Source organism: Anaerococcus sp. Marseille-Q5996 (genome assembly GCF_946893725.1).
Classification (GTDB): domain Bacteria; phylum Bacillota; class Clostridia; order Tissierellales; family Peptoniphilaceae; genus Anaerococcus; species Anaerococcus martiniensis.
The window spans coordinates 20,573-35,802 of the sequence record NZ_CAMPPE010000002.1 but is presented as its reverse complement, the minus strand read 5'-3'; the positions used below and the strand labels follow the sequence as shown (position 1 = coordinate 35,802).

Annotated in this window: 14 protein-coding genes, 1 tRNA gene and 1 other annotated feature; of the genes, 1 reads left to right on the top strand and 14 read right to left on the bottom strand. The window is 32.0% G+C overall.

Features of this window, described 5'->3' with window-relative positions; all coding sequences use genetic code 11:
- Nucleotides 1-10 precede the first annotated feature (10 nt).
- From OC526_RS02615 to OC526_RS02600, 4 genes are read right to left on the bottom strand one after another with little or no spacing between them, the layout of a single operon-like run.
- The gene (locus OC526_RS02615; RefSeq protein WP_262122035.1) at nucleotides 11-757 is read right to left on the bottom strand and encodes an ABC transporter ATP-binding protein; all 747 of its coding nucleotides are present in this window, start codon (nucleotides 755-757) and stop codon (nucleotides 11-13) included.
- Entirely contained in the window at nucleotides 754-1,809 is a 1,056-nt protein-coding gene (locus OC526_RS02610) for an ABC transporter permease (protein ID WP_262122034.1), read from the bottom strand. Before OC526_RS02610 ends, OC526_RS02615 begins: the two co-directional genes overlap by 4 nt.
- A 13-nt stretch (nucleotides 1,810-1,822) precedes the next feature.
- Nucleotides 1,823-2,905: an ABC transporter substrate-binding protein gene (locus tag OC526_RS02605; RefSeq protein ID WP_262122033.1), complete on the bottom strand. Its 1,083-nt coding sequence runs from the start codon at nucleotides 2,903-2,905 to the stop codon at nucleotides 1,823-1,825.
- 17 nt (nucleotides 2,906-2,922) lie between these two features.
- Nucleotides 2,923-3,093 (bottom strand): hypothetical protein, encoded by a 171-nt coding sequence (locus tag OC526_RS02600; RefSeq protein ID WP_262122032.1) that lies wholly within the window; start codon nucleotides 3,091-3,093, stop codon nucleotides 2,923-2,925.
- 89 nt (nucleotides 3,094-3,182) lie between these two features.
- Nucleotides 3,183-3,395, bottom strand: a binding site (T-box leader).
- Nucleotides 3,396-3,551: 156 nt separating this feature from the next.
- Between OC526_RS02600 and OC526_RS02595 the strand changes: the two genes are divergently transcribed.
- Nucleotides 3,552-5,684: a metallophosphoesterase family protein gene (locus OC526_RS02595; protein ID WP_262122031.1), complete on the top strand. Its 2,133-nt coding sequence runs from the start codon at nucleotides 3,552-3,554 to the stop codon at nucleotides 5,682-5,684.
- A gap of 35 nt (nucleotides 5,685-5,719) precedes the next feature.
- Here OC526_RS02595 and OC526_RS02590 read toward each other — a convergent pair whose 3' ends face one another.
- The 10 genes from OC526_RS02590 to OC526_RS02545 all read right to left on the bottom strand — a co-directional run bounded on the left by OC526_RS02590 (nucleotide 5,720) and on the right by OC526_RS02545 (nucleotide 15,229).
- Complete coding sequence (locus OC526_RS02590; protein ID WP_262122030.1) at nucleotides 5,720-7,195, bottom strand: DUF1846 domain-containing protein; 1,476 nt, start codon at nucleotides 7,193-7,195, stop codon at nucleotides 5,720-5,722.
- Nucleotides 7,196-7,259: 64 nt separating this feature from the next.
- Entirely contained in the window at nucleotides 7,260-8,348 is a 1,089-nt protein-coding gene (locus OC526_RS02585; RefSeq protein WP_262122029.1) for an FAD:protein FMN transferase, read from the bottom strand.
- Nucleotides 8,349-8,365: 17 nt separating this feature from the next.
- Complete coding sequence (locus OC526_RS02580) at nucleotides 8,366-8,824, bottom strand: UPF0158 family protein (RefSeq protein ID WP_262122028.1); 459 nt, start codon at nucleotides 8,822-8,824, stop codon at nucleotides 8,366-8,368.
- Nucleotides 8,808-10,625 carry a 1,4-alpha-glucan branching protein GlgB gene (gene glgB, locus OC526_RS02575; RefSeq protein WP_262122027.1) on the bottom strand — a complete coding sequence of 606 codons (1,818 nt, stop codon included), beginning with the start codon at nucleotides 10,623-10,625 and terminating at the stop codon, nucleotides 8,808-8,810. The genes OC526_RS02580 and glgB overlap by 17 nt, the downstream gene beginning before the upstream one ends.
- 5 nt (nucleotides 10,626-10,630) lie before the next feature.
- Nucleotides 10,631-11,251 (bottom strand): uridine kinase, encoded by a 621-nt coding sequence (udk, locus tag OC526_RS02570; RefSeq protein ID WP_262122026.1) that lies wholly within the window; start codon nucleotides 11,249-11,251, stop codon nucleotides 10,631-10,633.
- Complete coding sequence (locus tag OC526_RS02565) at nucleotides 11,248-12,198, bottom strand: NAD(P)-dependent oxidoreductase (protein WP_262122025.1); 951 nt, start codon at nucleotides 12,196-12,198, stop codon at nucleotides 11,248-11,250. Before OC526_RS02565 ends, udk begins: the two co-directional genes overlap by 4 nt.
- Before the next feature lie 95 nt (nucleotides 12,199-12,293).
- Nucleotides 12,294-12,818, bottom strand: coding sequence for a nucleoside deaminase (locus OC526_RS02560; RefSeq protein WP_262122024.1), 525 nt, complete (start codon nucleotides 12,816-12,818; stop codon nucleotides 12,294-12,296).
- A gap of 67 nt (nucleotides 12,819-12,885) precedes the next feature.
- Nucleotides 12,886-12,962, bottom strand: a tRNA-Arg gene (locus OC526_RS02555).
- A 219-nt stretch (nucleotides 12,963-13,181) separates the two neighbouring features.
- The gene (locus tag OC526_RS02550; protein ID WP_262122023.1) at nucleotides 13,182-14,390 is read right to left on the bottom strand and encodes a D-alanyl-D-alanine carboxypeptidase family protein; all 1,209 of its coding nucleotides are present in this window, start codon (nucleotides 14,388-14,390) and stop codon (nucleotides 13,182-13,184) included.
- 8 nt (nucleotides 14,391-14,398) lie between these two features.
- Nucleotides 14,399-15,229, bottom strand: coding sequence for an aminoglycoside 6-adenylyltransferase (locus OC526_RS02545; RefSeq protein ID WP_262122022.1), 831 nt, complete (start codon nucleotides 15,227-15,229; stop codon nucleotides 14,399-14,401).
- Nucleotide 15,230: the final 1 nt, after the last annotated feature.

The following is a 15,230-nucleotide window of genomic DNA, read 5'->3' as shown; positions in this document are numbered from 1 at the left end:
CTTTTTTCTATTATATATCAAGTGTTTCTAACAATTCATTTCTATAATCAGTAAATTCCTTGCTAGTTCTTTTTCTAGGATATTCTAAATCAATTGGAACTATTTTTTTAACCCTGCCTGGGCGAGGTTCCATGACAATAACTTTTGTTGACATATAAACTGCTTCGTCAACATCGTGGGTTACCATTATTGTCATATTTTTTTCTTCATTCCATAATTTTAAAATTTCATCTTGCATATTCATTCTGGTAAAGGCATCTAAGGCTCCAAGTGGCTCATCTAGCAATAGAACTTCAGGTTTATTTATTAAAGTTCTAATTAAGGAAACCCTTTGAGCCATGCCACCTGATAGGTTTGATGGATATGAATTTTTAAAATCCAATAGCCCAACCTTGTTTAGCATATTTTCAATTATTTCTTGGCTTATTTTTTCTTTATTTTTTAATTCGCCAGAAAATCCTACATTCTCACCCACTGTCAGCCATGGAAATAGGGTTGATTTTTGAAATACCATTCCCCTCTCGCTAGAAGGACCTACAATTTCCTTATCATCTAATAATATTTCTCCTGTGGTTGGGAAAATTAATCCTGCTATCAATCTTAAAATAGTTGATTTACCACAACCAGAAGGCCCAACTATACTTACAAATTCACCATCATGGATTTCAAAATTTATGTCATCTAGGGCGTTTGTGATGCTATTACTATCTGATCTTATAAAAGATTTTGATACATTATTAAATTCTAATTTACTCATCTTACACCACCAACTTTCCATTTTAAAGCTCTATTGCTTATTTTTTTGATAATTATATTTACAAGGATAAATGTTAGGGCTAGTAAAATAATCGCACCATACATTGCTGAATAATCAGCCCATGAGGATTTCCAAGTAATATACCAACCAAGTCCACTTTCTACTCCCAGCATTTCGGCTACGATTAACGCATTACAAGCTGCACTCATACCTGCAATTAACCCTTGGAAAATATTTGGAGTTGCTGATTTTATTGCAATTTTACGAACCAGTTCCGAATTTGTCGCTCCTAGAGTTTGTGCTGCCTCATAATAAGATGGCTCTACATTTCTAATACCTGTTATAGTTGCTAGAGTTGTTGAAAACCAAACTCCAAGGGCAATTATAAATACCGCTCCTTGGAAAAGGTTGATTGCAAGAACCATTACAACTGGTAGCCAAGTGGTAGTAGGAATTGGTCCCAAAAGTTTTAAGAAGGGATCTACCCAGTAATTTACTTTTTCAAAGTATCCTGCCAAAATACCTGTAATTATTCCAAGTATTGCTCCTATTATATAACCTGTGAATAGTAGTTTTAAGGAACTAAATACAGAATCTGCCAAGAAGCTTGTATCTTCTTTCATCGAATTAAAAATCATATCAAGCCATGGGAAATATGGCAAGTCTAATTTTCCTGTTTTAAGAGTTGCAATATCATATAAGATTAATACTACAAATACAAAAGTATAAAAGTTTGATTTGTATAAGAGCCTATCTCTTACTTTTTCATTTTTTAATCCTATTAGTAAGGCGATTATATATACTGCAAGTAGGATTGCCAAAAATCCTGGGTAAAGATTTGTTTTTACTACTGAAGGATCGTAATCTGGCATAAAGAAATATTCCAAAATTGCAAGAATACCTGCAATTATTGGTAATATCAATTTAAAACGCTCTTTGTTTTTATTTCTTGGTTTAGATTCCAGTTTTATAAGTTCATCACGGGTTAAGTTTCTAGTGGAGTTTGGTCTTTTATTTATTTCGGCAGTCGGTTTTTCATTATTAATTGCCATTTTTTCTCCTTAACTATTTTCTAACTACTTCTACTTCTCCATTACCTAATGGTCTCCAGAATTCTTCCATTAATTCATCTGTTGTTTTGTTTTCTGGGATTAGTTTTAATTTTTTGTAGTCATCAAAGTATGTTCTAAGTGTTTCTTCACCATCTTTGTTTGTTAGTGTGTAGTCATATGCTTTTAATAAATCAGCTGCTACTTCTGGATCACCTTCTGCTAAGTTTTTATCTTGTAAAACTTTTATTGCATCTTCTGGATTTTCTGCTGCGTATTGGTTTCCTTTTTCAATTGCTTCTGCTACTAATTCTGCAAGCATTGGGTTATTATCTACGAATTCTTTGTTAAATGCAGTTACACAGCAAACTTCTTTACCAAAGTCTTCATCACTTGTAAGAGATCTAATTGGTCTGATAATATCTCTTTGTAAGAATTCTTGAGCAAATTGATCATCAAGAACTGCACCTTGAATTTCGCCACTTTCTAGTGATTGGATAACTGCAGCGCTATCTACTGGTTTGATGTTGATATCATCTGGATTTACATCATCGTGGATTAAAAATCTTAAAAGTGTGTTGTGTCCACTATTTCCAATACCATTTGTTACTGCTACAGATTTTTTAACTAGGTCTGAAGTATTTTGGTATTCGCTATCTTTTAGGACATATAGTGATTTACATCCTGAGTGTGATGCTGTTGAGAAAACATATTTTAATCCTTTTGTTGCTGGAACTAGTAAACCACCAAATTCTCCTGTCATAGCATCAAGTTGTCCACTACTTAGAGCATCTTTACCACTTTTTGTGTTAACAAACTCAACATCTACTCCAGCTTCTTTGAAATAACCATTTATTTCTGCTAAGTTTTGACCAGCTATACATAAGTCACCATCAAAACCAATTTTAACTGGTGTACCATATCTTGGTTCTTCTTCAAGACTTGCTGCCTTAGCCACATTTGTATTTTCTTCTTTTTCTTCTACAGCTTCATTTTGTGTTTGAGTTTTTGTTTCTATTTGATTTGCATCTTGATTTCCACATCCTGCAAAAGTAAGTCCACCTAATAAAAGTACTGCTAATAATTTATTTTTTTTCATATTTAAAAACTCCCTATTTATTCATCGCAACAACTACGTTGTTCTATTTGTGACATGTCAAAATCTTTATCCATAAAGTCAACTTTTTGTAAATCATCGACTAAAACTTCTTCTTGCTTGCTATTTTCATTAACCTTTTGATTTGTACCTGCATCGGCGCTACTACAGGCAGAAAGGCTTATACTCATAGCCAATCCTAGTGATAGAAAAGCAATTTTTTTCAATACACATATTCCTTTCTTAAACATATTACATGAATATAAAAAATCCCCGCCCAAAAAAGGACGAGGTTATCGTGGTTCCACCTTAATTTATTTTAAGAAAATCTTAAAACCTTAATGTGCTTAACGGGCACAAACGTCATAGCCTACTTTACTTTCGGTATGAAACTCAAAGATGCACTTCCATAAGTTCTTCAAGGATTTTTCTCAGCTAACAAATCTCTCTGTACTTGAAAATAAATATGTACTCTTCTTTTCCTAGTTATTCATGTAGGATAAGTATACCACCCTAAAAATATATGTCAATATTTTTTTGTAATATTTTTATAATCTAATAAATTTATAAAAACATTTTCCCTTATATTTTGTTTAAAGAATTTCATTTGCTGGTATATTATTTATGACAAAGTTTTTAAGAGGTAAAGATGAATTTACAAAAATTTGACGAATTTGATATATCAATCATCAGCGATCCCCATGTGCTTGCTTATGATTTGATAGCAGATACAGAAGATTTCGAAAAAGAAATCAAAATAGACAGAAAGCTTTTGGTAGAAAGTGAATCCTTGCTGGACCAAGCCTTATCAATGGTTGATAAAGTAAGTAGCCAGTTTCTTTTTTTGCCAGGAGATTTAGTAAAAGATGGTGAATATAAATCACACGAAATTGTAAAAAAATATCTTTGTGATTGGAAAAACTCCGAAGAAGGCCGCGAAGTTTTTATGATTCCTGGCAATCATGATTTAAACAATCACAGGTCCTACGATTTTAAAAATGCTAGAAAAACCAAAAATACTACACCAAAAGAGTTCTATGAGCTTTATTCTTTTATTTATGAAAATCCCTATGTCCTTGAAATGTACAAGGATTCTGAGATTTTTAAAAATTATTTAGCTAGGGTCAATAAAGAATATGACAGAGAAGAAAAGTACCAATATTATGCCCACGGATATTTTTCATATGTAGCAAGGATACCTAGCCAGATTAATAATAGCGGTCTTACATTAATTTGCTTAGATTCATCAATTTATTCTGCGGATACTGAACAATCTCACAGAGATGGAAGAGAAAATGTTCCGGGATCATTAATTCTTGAGCAAATGAAATGGACAGTTGAAAAAATAGAAGATGCCAAAAAACGTAATGACATGGTTTTTGTTATGGCCCACCATGCCCTTATGCCAAACTTTAGAAACCAAGAATTAGTTTTCTCACCATTTATAATAAAAGAATGGAGAACAAAATTTATTGACGATGATCCAAGGATAAATAACAAAACCCCAATCGAAGTTTTGGCTGATAATGGTGTAAAATTTGTCTTTACAGGGCACTTGCACGAAAACGGTACAGCAAAATACGTTTCAGAAATGGGCAATGAAATTTATGATGTGCAGACAGGATCTACGGTTACCTATCCTCTGCCAATTAGGCATATAAAAATAATCAATAAATTAGAAGAAAACAGTGGCTTTGAAGTATATATAAAAACTGAGCTGATAAAGCAATTTACCTACAGAAACTTGGCTAATGAAATAGAAGTTGTAAATGATGCAATTAACTATACAATTGAAAAACAACTTTCACTTAGAGATGTACTCCATAATTACATTAGAATTCAGGCCAACAACCCAAAATATGCCCACATAAACCTCCAAACCCTACTCATAGAAAAAGCAAGTGCTTTTCTTAATGAGGATGTTCCAGAGCATGGCTATATGAATAAAATTGTTTTTCCAATGATTTATAAATACTTCCCTATTTCTAAAAAATATTTTGGAAATGTTGATATTGCAAAAATTGACCACGAATACGAATTTCAAATTAGGTCTATAAAAAATTTATTGCATATTAAGGCTACAAATATTGAAGAAGCTATTGATGTTATTTTTGACCAAATTGAGGATAAAATTTTAATCCCTTATAAAATTGTAAACTATTGGGATAGGATAATTAATAAGGCTTGGCAAATGCCAATTGATGAAGAGGGTAATACTTTTTATGATTTTGCCAACTACATTTATCAATATAGGCCATTGGGAGAGGACGAACGCCCTACTTATGTTTCAAGGATGATTGAGAATTTAAATAATCCTAATTACAATCTAATAAATATTGTTATAGAATATTGTGGGGATGAAATAAACGAAATATTTGATACATTTACAAGCTCTATTAAGCTTGAAAAAGATGGAAGCAAAGAAAAATTCTTTAGAGATTTAATTCAAACGGAAGGTTTTACTTCAGGTCTTGCCTATAGATTCTTAATAAAAAGAGTAAACAATCTAAGAGATTTATTAGACTTTTTCTCAAGATACCTAACCAAGAAAAAAGATTTGACAGGTGTGGACCTTGCAAAAAGAATTTTAAATACAAAATCAGCTAGGATTGCTAAAGAAACTTTCTCAAACCATATGTTTGGTCAAACTAGTCTAAGAAAATTTGTAATTGACGTTGTAAATTCAATGAGTGATGAAATGGTAGAAGTTTATCAAAATGAAGATTTAAATGAGTTAGAAAAATATTTTAACTATATCGAATACGATGACACAAATAATTAAAAGACTTTTAGTAAATCTAAAAGTCTTTCTTTTTTTTAATATCCGCTATCATCCCCAAAAACTGCATCTTGGGTAAAGTTAAAACCTAGTTTGCGAAGTTCGCTTTTTTCACTGTCATTTAAAATGACTGTGGAGTGGGCATCTAAATTTTTTAAATTTTTAATCTCCTCCATGGCCATATGGGTCAGTGGATTTGTTGTTGCTGAGATTGCAAGGGCAATTAGCATTTCATTTATAGATAGGGATGGCTCTATTTCTCCAAGTGCTTTTGTTTTAAGATTTGAAACTGGTTCTATAATATGAGGACTCAGTAAAAGTATTTCATCATCTATTTTTCCAAGTATTTTTAAGGTATTTAAAATAGCAGCAGCTGGAGCTGAAAATAGATTTGATTTTTTGCCTGTAATTATTTGCCCATCGTCCATTTCTATTGCAAATGATTCTTTGCCAGTTCTTTCTCTTTTTTCTCTGGCAGCTAAGGCAACTTTTCTATCTTCTGCCTTTATATCCAAATTACTCATTAGGTTTTGGATTTTTTCTATAGAGGTGTAGGATTCTTTGGCAAATCTGAAATCTACTAATGCATTATAATAACGACGGATTATTTCTTCCTTGCTAGCTTCAATTGCAGCATCTTCATCTGTTATGCAAAATCCAACCATATTTACACCCATATCAGTTGGCGATTTGTATGGAGCCTCTCCCATTATTTTTTCAAGCATTCTTTTTAAAACTGGAAATGCCTCCACATCACGGTTATAATTTACCGCCAATGTACCATAGGCTTCTAAATGGTAGGGATCTATCATATTTACATCATTTAAATTTGCAGTAGCAGCTTCATAAGCCATATTTACTGGATGCATTAAACCTAAGTTCCAAATTGGAAATGTTTCAAATTTGGCATAGGAAGATCTTTGACCTTTATTGTGGTCTAAGTACATTTGTGAAAGACAGGTTGCCATTTTTCCAGATCCTGGGCCTGGTCCTGTAACAACAACCAATGGCCTGCTTGTTTTTATATAATCATTCTTGCCAAAACCATCTTGTGAAAGTATGTGTTCGATGTCATTTGGATATCCGTTTATATTATATGTTCTGTAATGATTTATGTTTAGATTGTCCAAATATTTTTCAAATCTTATAGCCTTTTCTTGGTGAGAAAATTGGGTGATTACGATACTATTTACTAAAAATCCCTTTTGTTCGAAGGCTTGTTTTAGTCTTATAGATTCTGTGTCATAGGAAATATCATTATCTCCCCTAATTTTGTTATTTTCTATGTCGTTGGCATTTATTGTAATTATTATTTCTGCCTTTTCCTTGATGCTATCTAGCATTCTTAGCTTACTATCTGGCAAAAATCCTGGCAATACCCTTGAAGCGTGGGCATCATCAAAAAGTTTGCCGCCAAATTCTAGATATAATTTATCAAAGTGGCTTATGCGTTCTAATATTTTTTCAGATTGAGATTTTATGTATATTTCATTATCAAAGGCTATCTTCTTCATAACTCCTCCATTTGCTATTTTAATTATAACAGATTAAATTTTAAAAATAAAAAAATCGGAAGTTTTATTTTTCCGATTTTTGTTCTAATTTTCCGTAGCCTTCTGTCATGTAATAGTTATCTTCATAATCTATCCAAAGTACATCTGCTCCATATTCTTCAGCAACTTTCATACCAGTTTCAAAATCTACTGTAAATAAATAAGTGCTTAGGGCATCCGATAATGCTATATCAGGATGTACCACTGATACTGATTTAAAATATTTTGATGGATAGTTTGTGTCTGGATCTATGATGTGATGGTAAACTTCTCCATCGACTTTGTAAAATCTTTGGTAATCACCACTAGTTACTACTGTGGTATCTTCAAGGCCAATTATGCTTGCATAAGGGTTTTTGGATTTTAAATCCGGGTTTTGGATGGCTATTCTCCATAGGCCATCTTCTCTATCTGGGTTTTTGCCTATAAGTACATCATCACCACCAATTGAAAGTATACCGTGTTCTAAACCAGCTTCCCTTAATTTTTCTTCAATTTTTTTGATAGCATAGCCCTTACCCTCAGCTCCAACATCGATTTGAACATTTGGATCTGTTATATACACAGTATTTTTTTCATGGTCGATTTCAATTTTATTTATATCACTGTGGCTGGCTGCTTCCTTTAATTCTTCTTCACTAGGAATTTTTGCATTTGCCTCATCAGCAAGGCCTTCTTCCCTATAATCATGCCATAGGCTTATTAAATTTCCTAAGGCCATATTTATTTTTCCATCAGTATAGTCATAAATTTCTTTACTATAATCTAATAGTTCAATAATAGCTGGATCTACTTCTACTGGCTCTTTTCCTGCATTTTCATTTATGGTTTTTACGTTATTCACACCTTCAAAATCATAGTATGTATTAAAGAATTTGTGGTATTTAGATAGTTCATCCTCTAGTATATTCTTGTATTTTTCAAATTCTTCTTCATCTTTTGCATATACTAAAAATTCTGTTACTGTATCAAAATAATCATAGAAAACTGAATTGTATTTTTGTAAGTCTGTATTATTTACAGTACTTTCTTCTTTTGTAGCAGTCTGACTTGCTTGCTCTGCCTGGTTTTCACCATTGCAAGAAGTTAAGCTAACTGCAATTGCCAGGGCCATTAAAATCTTTTTGTAACTCATAATTTATTTATATTTATTGTCTCCATATCTTTTTTTATTTGAATGCCTTCATCATCTGCCCAGTATAATAAAATATTTCCCGCAGCTTTCGATCTAAAATCGTAATAGCTATCTTCAAGTCCTAGGGCATAAACTGTATCTAGAAACTCTTCACTTGGTGAAAATCCGTCATATTGGTCTATAAATTGATCTTTTTGAAATCTATCTAGGGTTTCTAAAAATGCTTCACGAATATTTGCCCTATCAAATTCATCACGACTTGGCATTAAAACATAATGTTCTATATCATTTTCAATATCAACATAATCTTTTATAATATCTTCTTCTGTTTGTCCTTGGTTGATGCGGATAATGTCTAAACTTTCTGTATTTAACCACATAGCTTTTAGATAAGAATCCTCATCTAGCAATGTCCATTTTTCTACCAACCAAGATAAATTAATTGGTTTTTTCATCTTTTTTTAATATTTCAAAGACCGCCGCCTCATATTCCCAAAGCTCTAGCCTTAAAACTTCTCCCTTTCTAATTTCAATTTCTCTATAATCATTCTTTGCACCACCATATTTAGGATTGAAAGAATTTATTTTTTCAACAAATATCAAATCTTCATCATAGGCAAATTCATATCCACCATGATACATATTTGCCATATTTAAAACAACTAAGAATCTAGAATTTTCTGCTCTTCTCTCATAGGCAAAAACTGAAGTATTTGCATCATCTACAATTATCCATTCAAATCCGTTTTCATCATAGTCATTTGCAAAAAAAGCAGAATTATTTTTATAAATGCAGTTTAAATCTTTTATAAATCTATTAAAATCATCGTGGACTGGATAATTTTTTATATCCCAATTAATAGATTCATTTTCATTCCACTCGTCAAAAGTGGCTATTTCATTGCCCATAAAATTTAATTTTTTGCCAGGATGGGTCATTTGATAAGTATTTAAAACTTTTAATTGTTTAAATCTGTTTTCATAGTCCCCATTCATTTTATTAATCATTGGCTTTTTAAGATGGACTACTTCATCATGACTTAGGGGTAATAAAAATCTCTCATTATAGAAATAAAACATCGAGAATGTTATTTTATTATGATACATGGACCTATTAAAAGAATCAACTTCAAAATATTTTATAGTATCATTCATCCAACCCATGTCCCATTTGTAATCAAAACCTAAACCCTGATCAGAATTTTTATTTGTCACAAGAGGATATGATGAAGAATCTTCTGCAATCAACATTACATTTGGATATTTTTTTGCTAGTGTCTTATTTAAATCACTGATAAATTTGATATTATCTTCATGGACTCCACGATTTTCATTTCCGTTATAATAAATCATATATGAAACAGCATCCACCCTTATGCCATCTAGGTGAAATTTTTCTATCCAATAGGCAAAGCTTGATTTCATAAAACTTCTTACATGGCCTTTTGAGTAGTCAAAATTAATTGATCCCCACTCAGAATAAGTAAGCCCCTCATAAGGAGATTCGTACAAATGCGTCCCATCAAAGGTTTTTAGTCCATAATAATCATTTGCAAAATGAACTGCCACCAAATCTAGGATGACTCCAATGCCATTTTGATGCAAGATGTCTACAAATTTTTTAAAATCATCTGGCCTTCCATAGCGAGAACTTGTTGCAAAAAAACCTGTAGATTGGTAGCCCCAAGAAGGATAAAATGGATATTCTGTAACCGGCATAATTTCTACATGGGTATAGTTCATTTCTTTAACATGAACAATTAATTTATCTACTATATCTAAAAAATTAACATTTTGCCCATATCTTAACCAAGAACCAATATGTATTTCATATATATTCATTGGCTTATCAAAATTTTTGCTGCGATTTTTTACAAATTCATCGTCATTAAAATTATAATTTTCATCTACAATTAATGAAGCAAAGTCTCCTTCATGGTCCATGGCTCTTGCAAATGGATCTGTATGCTCTACCCAATTGCCATCTTTAACTACAATTAGCTTATAAAAATCCCCAATTTTTGCATTTTCGTATATATAAAAATATCCATATTCTGGATTTTTGCTCATTTGATGATTTTCCCAATTTGTAAAATCACCTTTTATAAACATTTGATCTGCATTAGGAGCATAGACTCTAAATATATATCCATCTTCATAAGGGATGGGACCAAATATTTCATGACCATTGCTGGCATGACCATTAATATAATTTTCGATTTGTTCATGGTCTGTTTCAATAATATTTATTTGCATTGTTTTTAATTATCCTCAATCATGTCAGTAATGTGTCTTAGTAAGATTTCAATCCCTTTTGTATTTTTTGCTCCTCTAGGGATGATAATATCTGCATATTTTTTAGTAGGCTCAACATATTTTTCATGCATAGGTTTTACTTGTTTTATAAATTGTTCCAAAACAGAATCAAGAGATCTACCGCGTTCTTTAGTATCTCTTAAAATCCTTCTTTGCAGTCTAACATCGCTATCAGCATCTATAAAAACTTTTGTGTCTGTTATATTTCTAATTTTTTTGTTTTCTAAAACTAAAATTCCTTCAATAAGGATAATTTTTGTCGAATTGATTGTTATAGTTTTATCGCTTCTAGTGTGTATTGTGTAATCATAGGTAGGCATTTCAATTGATTGGCCATTTTGTAGCCTGAGTAAGTGTTCATGAAACAAATCATTATCAAATGCACCAGGATAATCGTAATTGAGCTTTGCCCTTTCTTCAAAAGAAATATCATCATGGGCCTTGTAATAATTATCATGGCCGATAACTATCAAATCATCTTTAAAATATTCATCTATATGTCTGACAATTGATGATTTTCCAGATGCTGATCCACCCGCTACTGCAATAATTTTAATGTCTGTCATAGTTTTATCTCATTAATTATATTTCCATCTAAATATTCATAAATATTGTTAAATACTATCTCAGCACGATTAGCCATAGCTTCTTTTGTATAAAAGCCAACGTGGTTTGTAAGTACAACATTATTTGCATTTCTTAATGGATAATCTTCTGGAAGTGGTGGTTCCATATCAAAAACATCAATTCCAGCACGGATTTTATCTTCATTTAAAAGTTTTGCTAAGTAATCATTGTCCACAACAGGCCCTCTAGCACAATTTATAAGAATTGCATTTTCTTTCATTTTATCTAATTCTTCTTTGCCTAGGAAATTTTTGGTCTCATTATTGTTAGGAATGTGTAGGGAAATTACATCAGATTCTTTTAAAAGTGTATCCAAGTCCACATAGGTCACACCAAGATTTTTTATATCTTCTTTTTCAGTTCTAGAGTAAGCAAGGACCTCGCAGCCAAAGGCTAGCAAAATACCGATTAATTTTGTACCAATATTTCCAGTCCCAATTATTCCAAACTTTTTGCCTTGGATGGTTTCTCCCATCAAATTGTTATTTTGACCTTCAAAAATATTTGCATTGTTTTCATTAAATTTTCTCATAACTGCAATTGTTAGACCAATTACAAGTTCTGCTACAGAATCATCAGAATATCCACTAGCATTTAAAAGGGTAATATCATTTTCTTTGACAGCATCTAAGTCAATATGATCTACACCGGTAAAAGCAACATCAATTAATTTTAGATTTTCTGCTGCAACAATGACTTCTGCTGATAGTGGTTTATTAGTTACAATTGCAATATCAGTATCTTTAAGTCTTTCAATAAGCTCATCATCATCTTTTGCATTATCATCATAAAATATGAATTCATGTCCCATTTCTTCTAATTTTTCTTTATGGTTTTGAATTATTTTTTCGTCTACTTCTAATGGATTAACTAAAGAAATTTTCATTACACTCTCCTTAATTTAAATTCTAAAATGATTATACTATAAATAACTCAATTTTTGAGATAAAAAGAGACTTCCATCATAAGGAAGTCATAGAATTATTTGTTTTCTTGTTCTTTTAAGGCCAGCTTTTTTTCCTTACTTCTAGCCCTTAGCATTTTAAAAAAACTTTGGAGTTCAAAAAGACATTCATCTGCCAATAAGCCAAACTCGGCATCTAAAAAATGTAATTGCGACCTATCTCCAGTAATGTTTGTATTTGACCCACAAGCACCTCTTTTGTGATCAGGAATACCAATTACAAGTCGATTAATTCGAGAATTTATAATTGCTCCAGCACACATAGAACAAGGTTCCATAGTGACATACATGGTAGTATTTTCAAGTCTGAAATCATCAAAATATTCGTTAGCTTCTTTTATAGCTATCATTTCAGCGTGCAAAAGCCCAGACTTACCTTTAAATGTAAAATTGTGGCCACGTCCAATTATCTTACCATCATAAACAATCACACAACCAACTGGCACTTCCTCCACAAATCGAGCTATTCGTGCCTCATAAAGAGCCTCTTTCATAAAAAAATAATCATCATCAGAAAAGTCTTTTTTCAAAATCTCAGTCATATAAAATCCTTAAAATAAATACAAAAAAAATATCTTTATAAAAAGATATTTTAAAATTAATTATAAATGGTGTTCCAGAGAGGATTCGAACCTCCGACACCCGCCTTAGGAGGGCGGTGCTCTATCCAGCTGAGCTACTGAAACAAAAGCATGGATGGCTTCCAATAAGCTTCGTGCCATAAGCACGAAACTAGTAAAGGAAGCACAGCGGCCGAGGAAAAAGTCCCCGATCTGTATGAGAAGTCGAGCTAAAATCCCGATATATTAAGTCATTATAAAATAAAGTTGAAAGGTCCTCGAGCTTTGCTCTGCGGTTTCTCATCGCCTATTGGGCGATGGTGCTCACTAAGCCGCACGGGCTTATTACCTTGCAATCAATACCTTTAGAAGAAAGTCAGCTGCATCCTCACTAGATCTAATAATCTTAGCAAATAGTGATGCTTCTTTCAAGTCATTTTTTGAAACCAGAGGCACTTTGTATTCTTCGTCCTCATATGTCACATAAGCCTCACCAAGGACTTCTCCAGCCTTAAGTGGAGCTTTTATTTTATCTTTCAAATCATATTTTACGGATGCTTTTTTTCCATCTTTTATGATTATATTTACATTTTTACTTGGGAAGACATCTACATAACCTTGGGTCGCTGTATTTGTTTTTATAGAATCTACCGCAACATTTTGATCAAGAACACTTTCAAGATTGTAATAGCGACTTACATAGTAAATCAAATCGCTCATTACACTATTTCTAGTATCTTTTTGATCGGCTCCCATTACAACTCCGATGGTCCTAAAGTCATCTTTGCTATCTAGCTTTTTCATATCGGTTGTAGAAATCAAACAAGCTCCAGCTTGGTCAGTTGTTCCAGTTTTTAGCCCATCTACTCCATCAATTTCGCCGATTAAAGGGACTGTAGATTCTACATTTATATTGCGTCTTGGATCTACAATTTCACGGACACTTCCATATTCCAATATTTCTGGATATTTTTCTATTATATGTTGGGTTAGCTTAAATAAATCTCTGGCTGAAGATGAATTTTCTTGTCCATCTTCAGTGTCTACCCCACTGGCATTGTAATATATTTGACTATTTAGACCTAGCTCTGAAGCCTTCATTGTCATATTTCTAGCAAATTCTGTTTCAGAATCATCAACAGTAAGGGCAAGTTGGTAGGCACAGTCATTGCCAGAAGCTACAATTAGGCCTTCTAAAAGTTCTTCAACTGTGTAAGTTTCGCCTTCTTCTAAGCCCAGGGCAGAATATTCCCAACTATTAAATTTGGCAGCTTCCTCGCTTGCTATCACTTCTTGGTCTAGGGAGATTTTACCCTCATCAATAGCTTCTTTGGTAAGTAGATAGGTCATTAATTTACTTAATGAAGCCATTGCTAATGATTCATCAGCATTTTTTTCGTAATAAATATCCCCTGTTTTTTCATTACCTATAATGTAGCTTTTTACATTTTCATCTAGGCCTACAATTTTATTTTGATTGGCTGCAAAAGCAGGAAATGGAACTAGAATTAGGATTAATGATAAAATCAAGGATAAGATTTTTTTGTTTTTCATAAATACCCCTAACTTAAGAATGACTCAAGTTTTTTGTAATTGCTTCTTAAAATCTTAAGACTTTCTACATCTATTTCTTTTGGATAAGAGTACCCTAGAATTTCACACATTTTCATGGCTAGTTTTCTAAATAAAACACAAGCCTTAAAAAGTGAATTATAAATATCCATCAAATCTTCATGATGGTAAGTCAAAAGAAAATTTTCCTTTGTATCTAGGTCTAGGGTACTTTTTAATTTTTGCCCGTCATAGCCCTTATCCATGGTGTAGGCGTACTTTTCTTTTACATAAAAATCTATCATAGATAATAAATAGCCTCTAAGCTCTTCCATCTTTAAGCTTGCTGCAATTTCATCTTTTTCACTTATATATAAGGAAACCTCGATAGCATTTGCAAAAAAATTTCTGATTGTTGATAAAAATTCATATTCTTTTGGAGATTCATACCTAAAATTGTTATTGGTATCTAGCCTATCCACTCCTGGTTTGTTGTAGATAAAATCTATATCACTTGGTAATTTTTTGATAAAGACATCTGCATAATCAGTAGAAATAATGCTTTCTGTGATTTTAGTATTATCTTTTTTATAAATATTTATGGATGTAAAAGGTACCTTAGCCTTATCAATTGTAAATTCTTCTTTTATTCTATTTACTAGAACAACATCATCAAATAAACCCACTAATTCCTCTTCAAGTTTTCCAATTATAATTTCATTTACAATTGTATAAACCTTATAAAATGAATCATAGTTTTCGTTTTTGATGCAAAACATAGATTCAATTGCATCATTAGTTTTGGCATATGAGATGAGTTTGTTATTAATATCATTTCTCATA

Coding starts and splice junctions, on each gene's coding strand:
- OC526_RS02615 (WP_262122035.1), bottom strand. CDS start 757: ATGAGTAAATTAGAATTTAATAATGTATCAAAATCTTTTATAAGATCA.
- OC526_RS02610 (WP_262122034.1), bottom strand. CDS start 1,809: ATGGCAATTAATAATGAAAAACCGACTGCCGAAATAAATAAAAGACCA.
- OC526_RS02605 (WP_262122033.1), bottom strand. CDS start 2,905: ATGAAAAAAAATAAATTATTAGCAGTACTTTTATTAGGTGGACTTACT.
- OC526_RS02600 (WP_262122032.1), bottom strand. CDS start 3,093: ATGAGTATAAGCCTTTCTGCCTGTAGTAGCGCCGATGCAGGTACAAAT.
- OC526_RS02595 (WP_262122031.1), top strand. CDS start 3,552: ATGAATTTACAAAAATTTGACGAATTTGATATATCAATCATCAGCGAT.
- OC526_RS02590 (WP_262122030.1), bottom strand. CDS start 7,195: ATGAAGAAGATAGCCTTTGATAATGAAATATACATAAAATCTCAATCT.
- OC526_RS02585 (WP_262122029.1), bottom strand. CDS start 8,348: ATGGCCCTGGCAATTGCAGTTAGCTTAACTTCTTGCAATGGTGAAAAC.
- OC526_RS02580 (WP_262122028.1), bottom strand. CDS start 8,824: ATGAAAAAACCAATTAATTTATCTTGGTTGGTAGAAAAATGGACATTG.
- glgB (WP_262122027.1), bottom strand. CDS start 10,625: ATGCAAATAAATATTATTGAAACAGACCATGAACAAATCGAAAATTAT.
- udk (WP_262122026.1), bottom strand. CDS start 11,251: ATGACAGACATTAAAATTATTGCAGTAGCGGGTGGATCAGCATCTGGA.
- OC526_RS02565 (WP_262122025.1), bottom strand. CDS start 12,198: ATGAAAATTTCTTTAGTTAATCCATTAGAAGTAGACGAAAAAATAATT.
- OC526_RS02560 (WP_262122024.1), bottom strand. CDS start 12,818: ATGACTGAGATTTTGAAAAAAGACTTTTCTGATGATGATTATTTTTTT.
- OC526_RS02550 (WP_262122023.1), bottom strand. CDS start 14,390: ATGAAAAACAAAAAAATCTTATCCTTGATTTTATCATTAATCCTAATT.
- OC526_RS02545 (WP_262122022.1), bottom strand. CDS start 15,229: ATGAGAAATGATATTAATAACAAACTCATCTCATATGCCAAAACTAAT.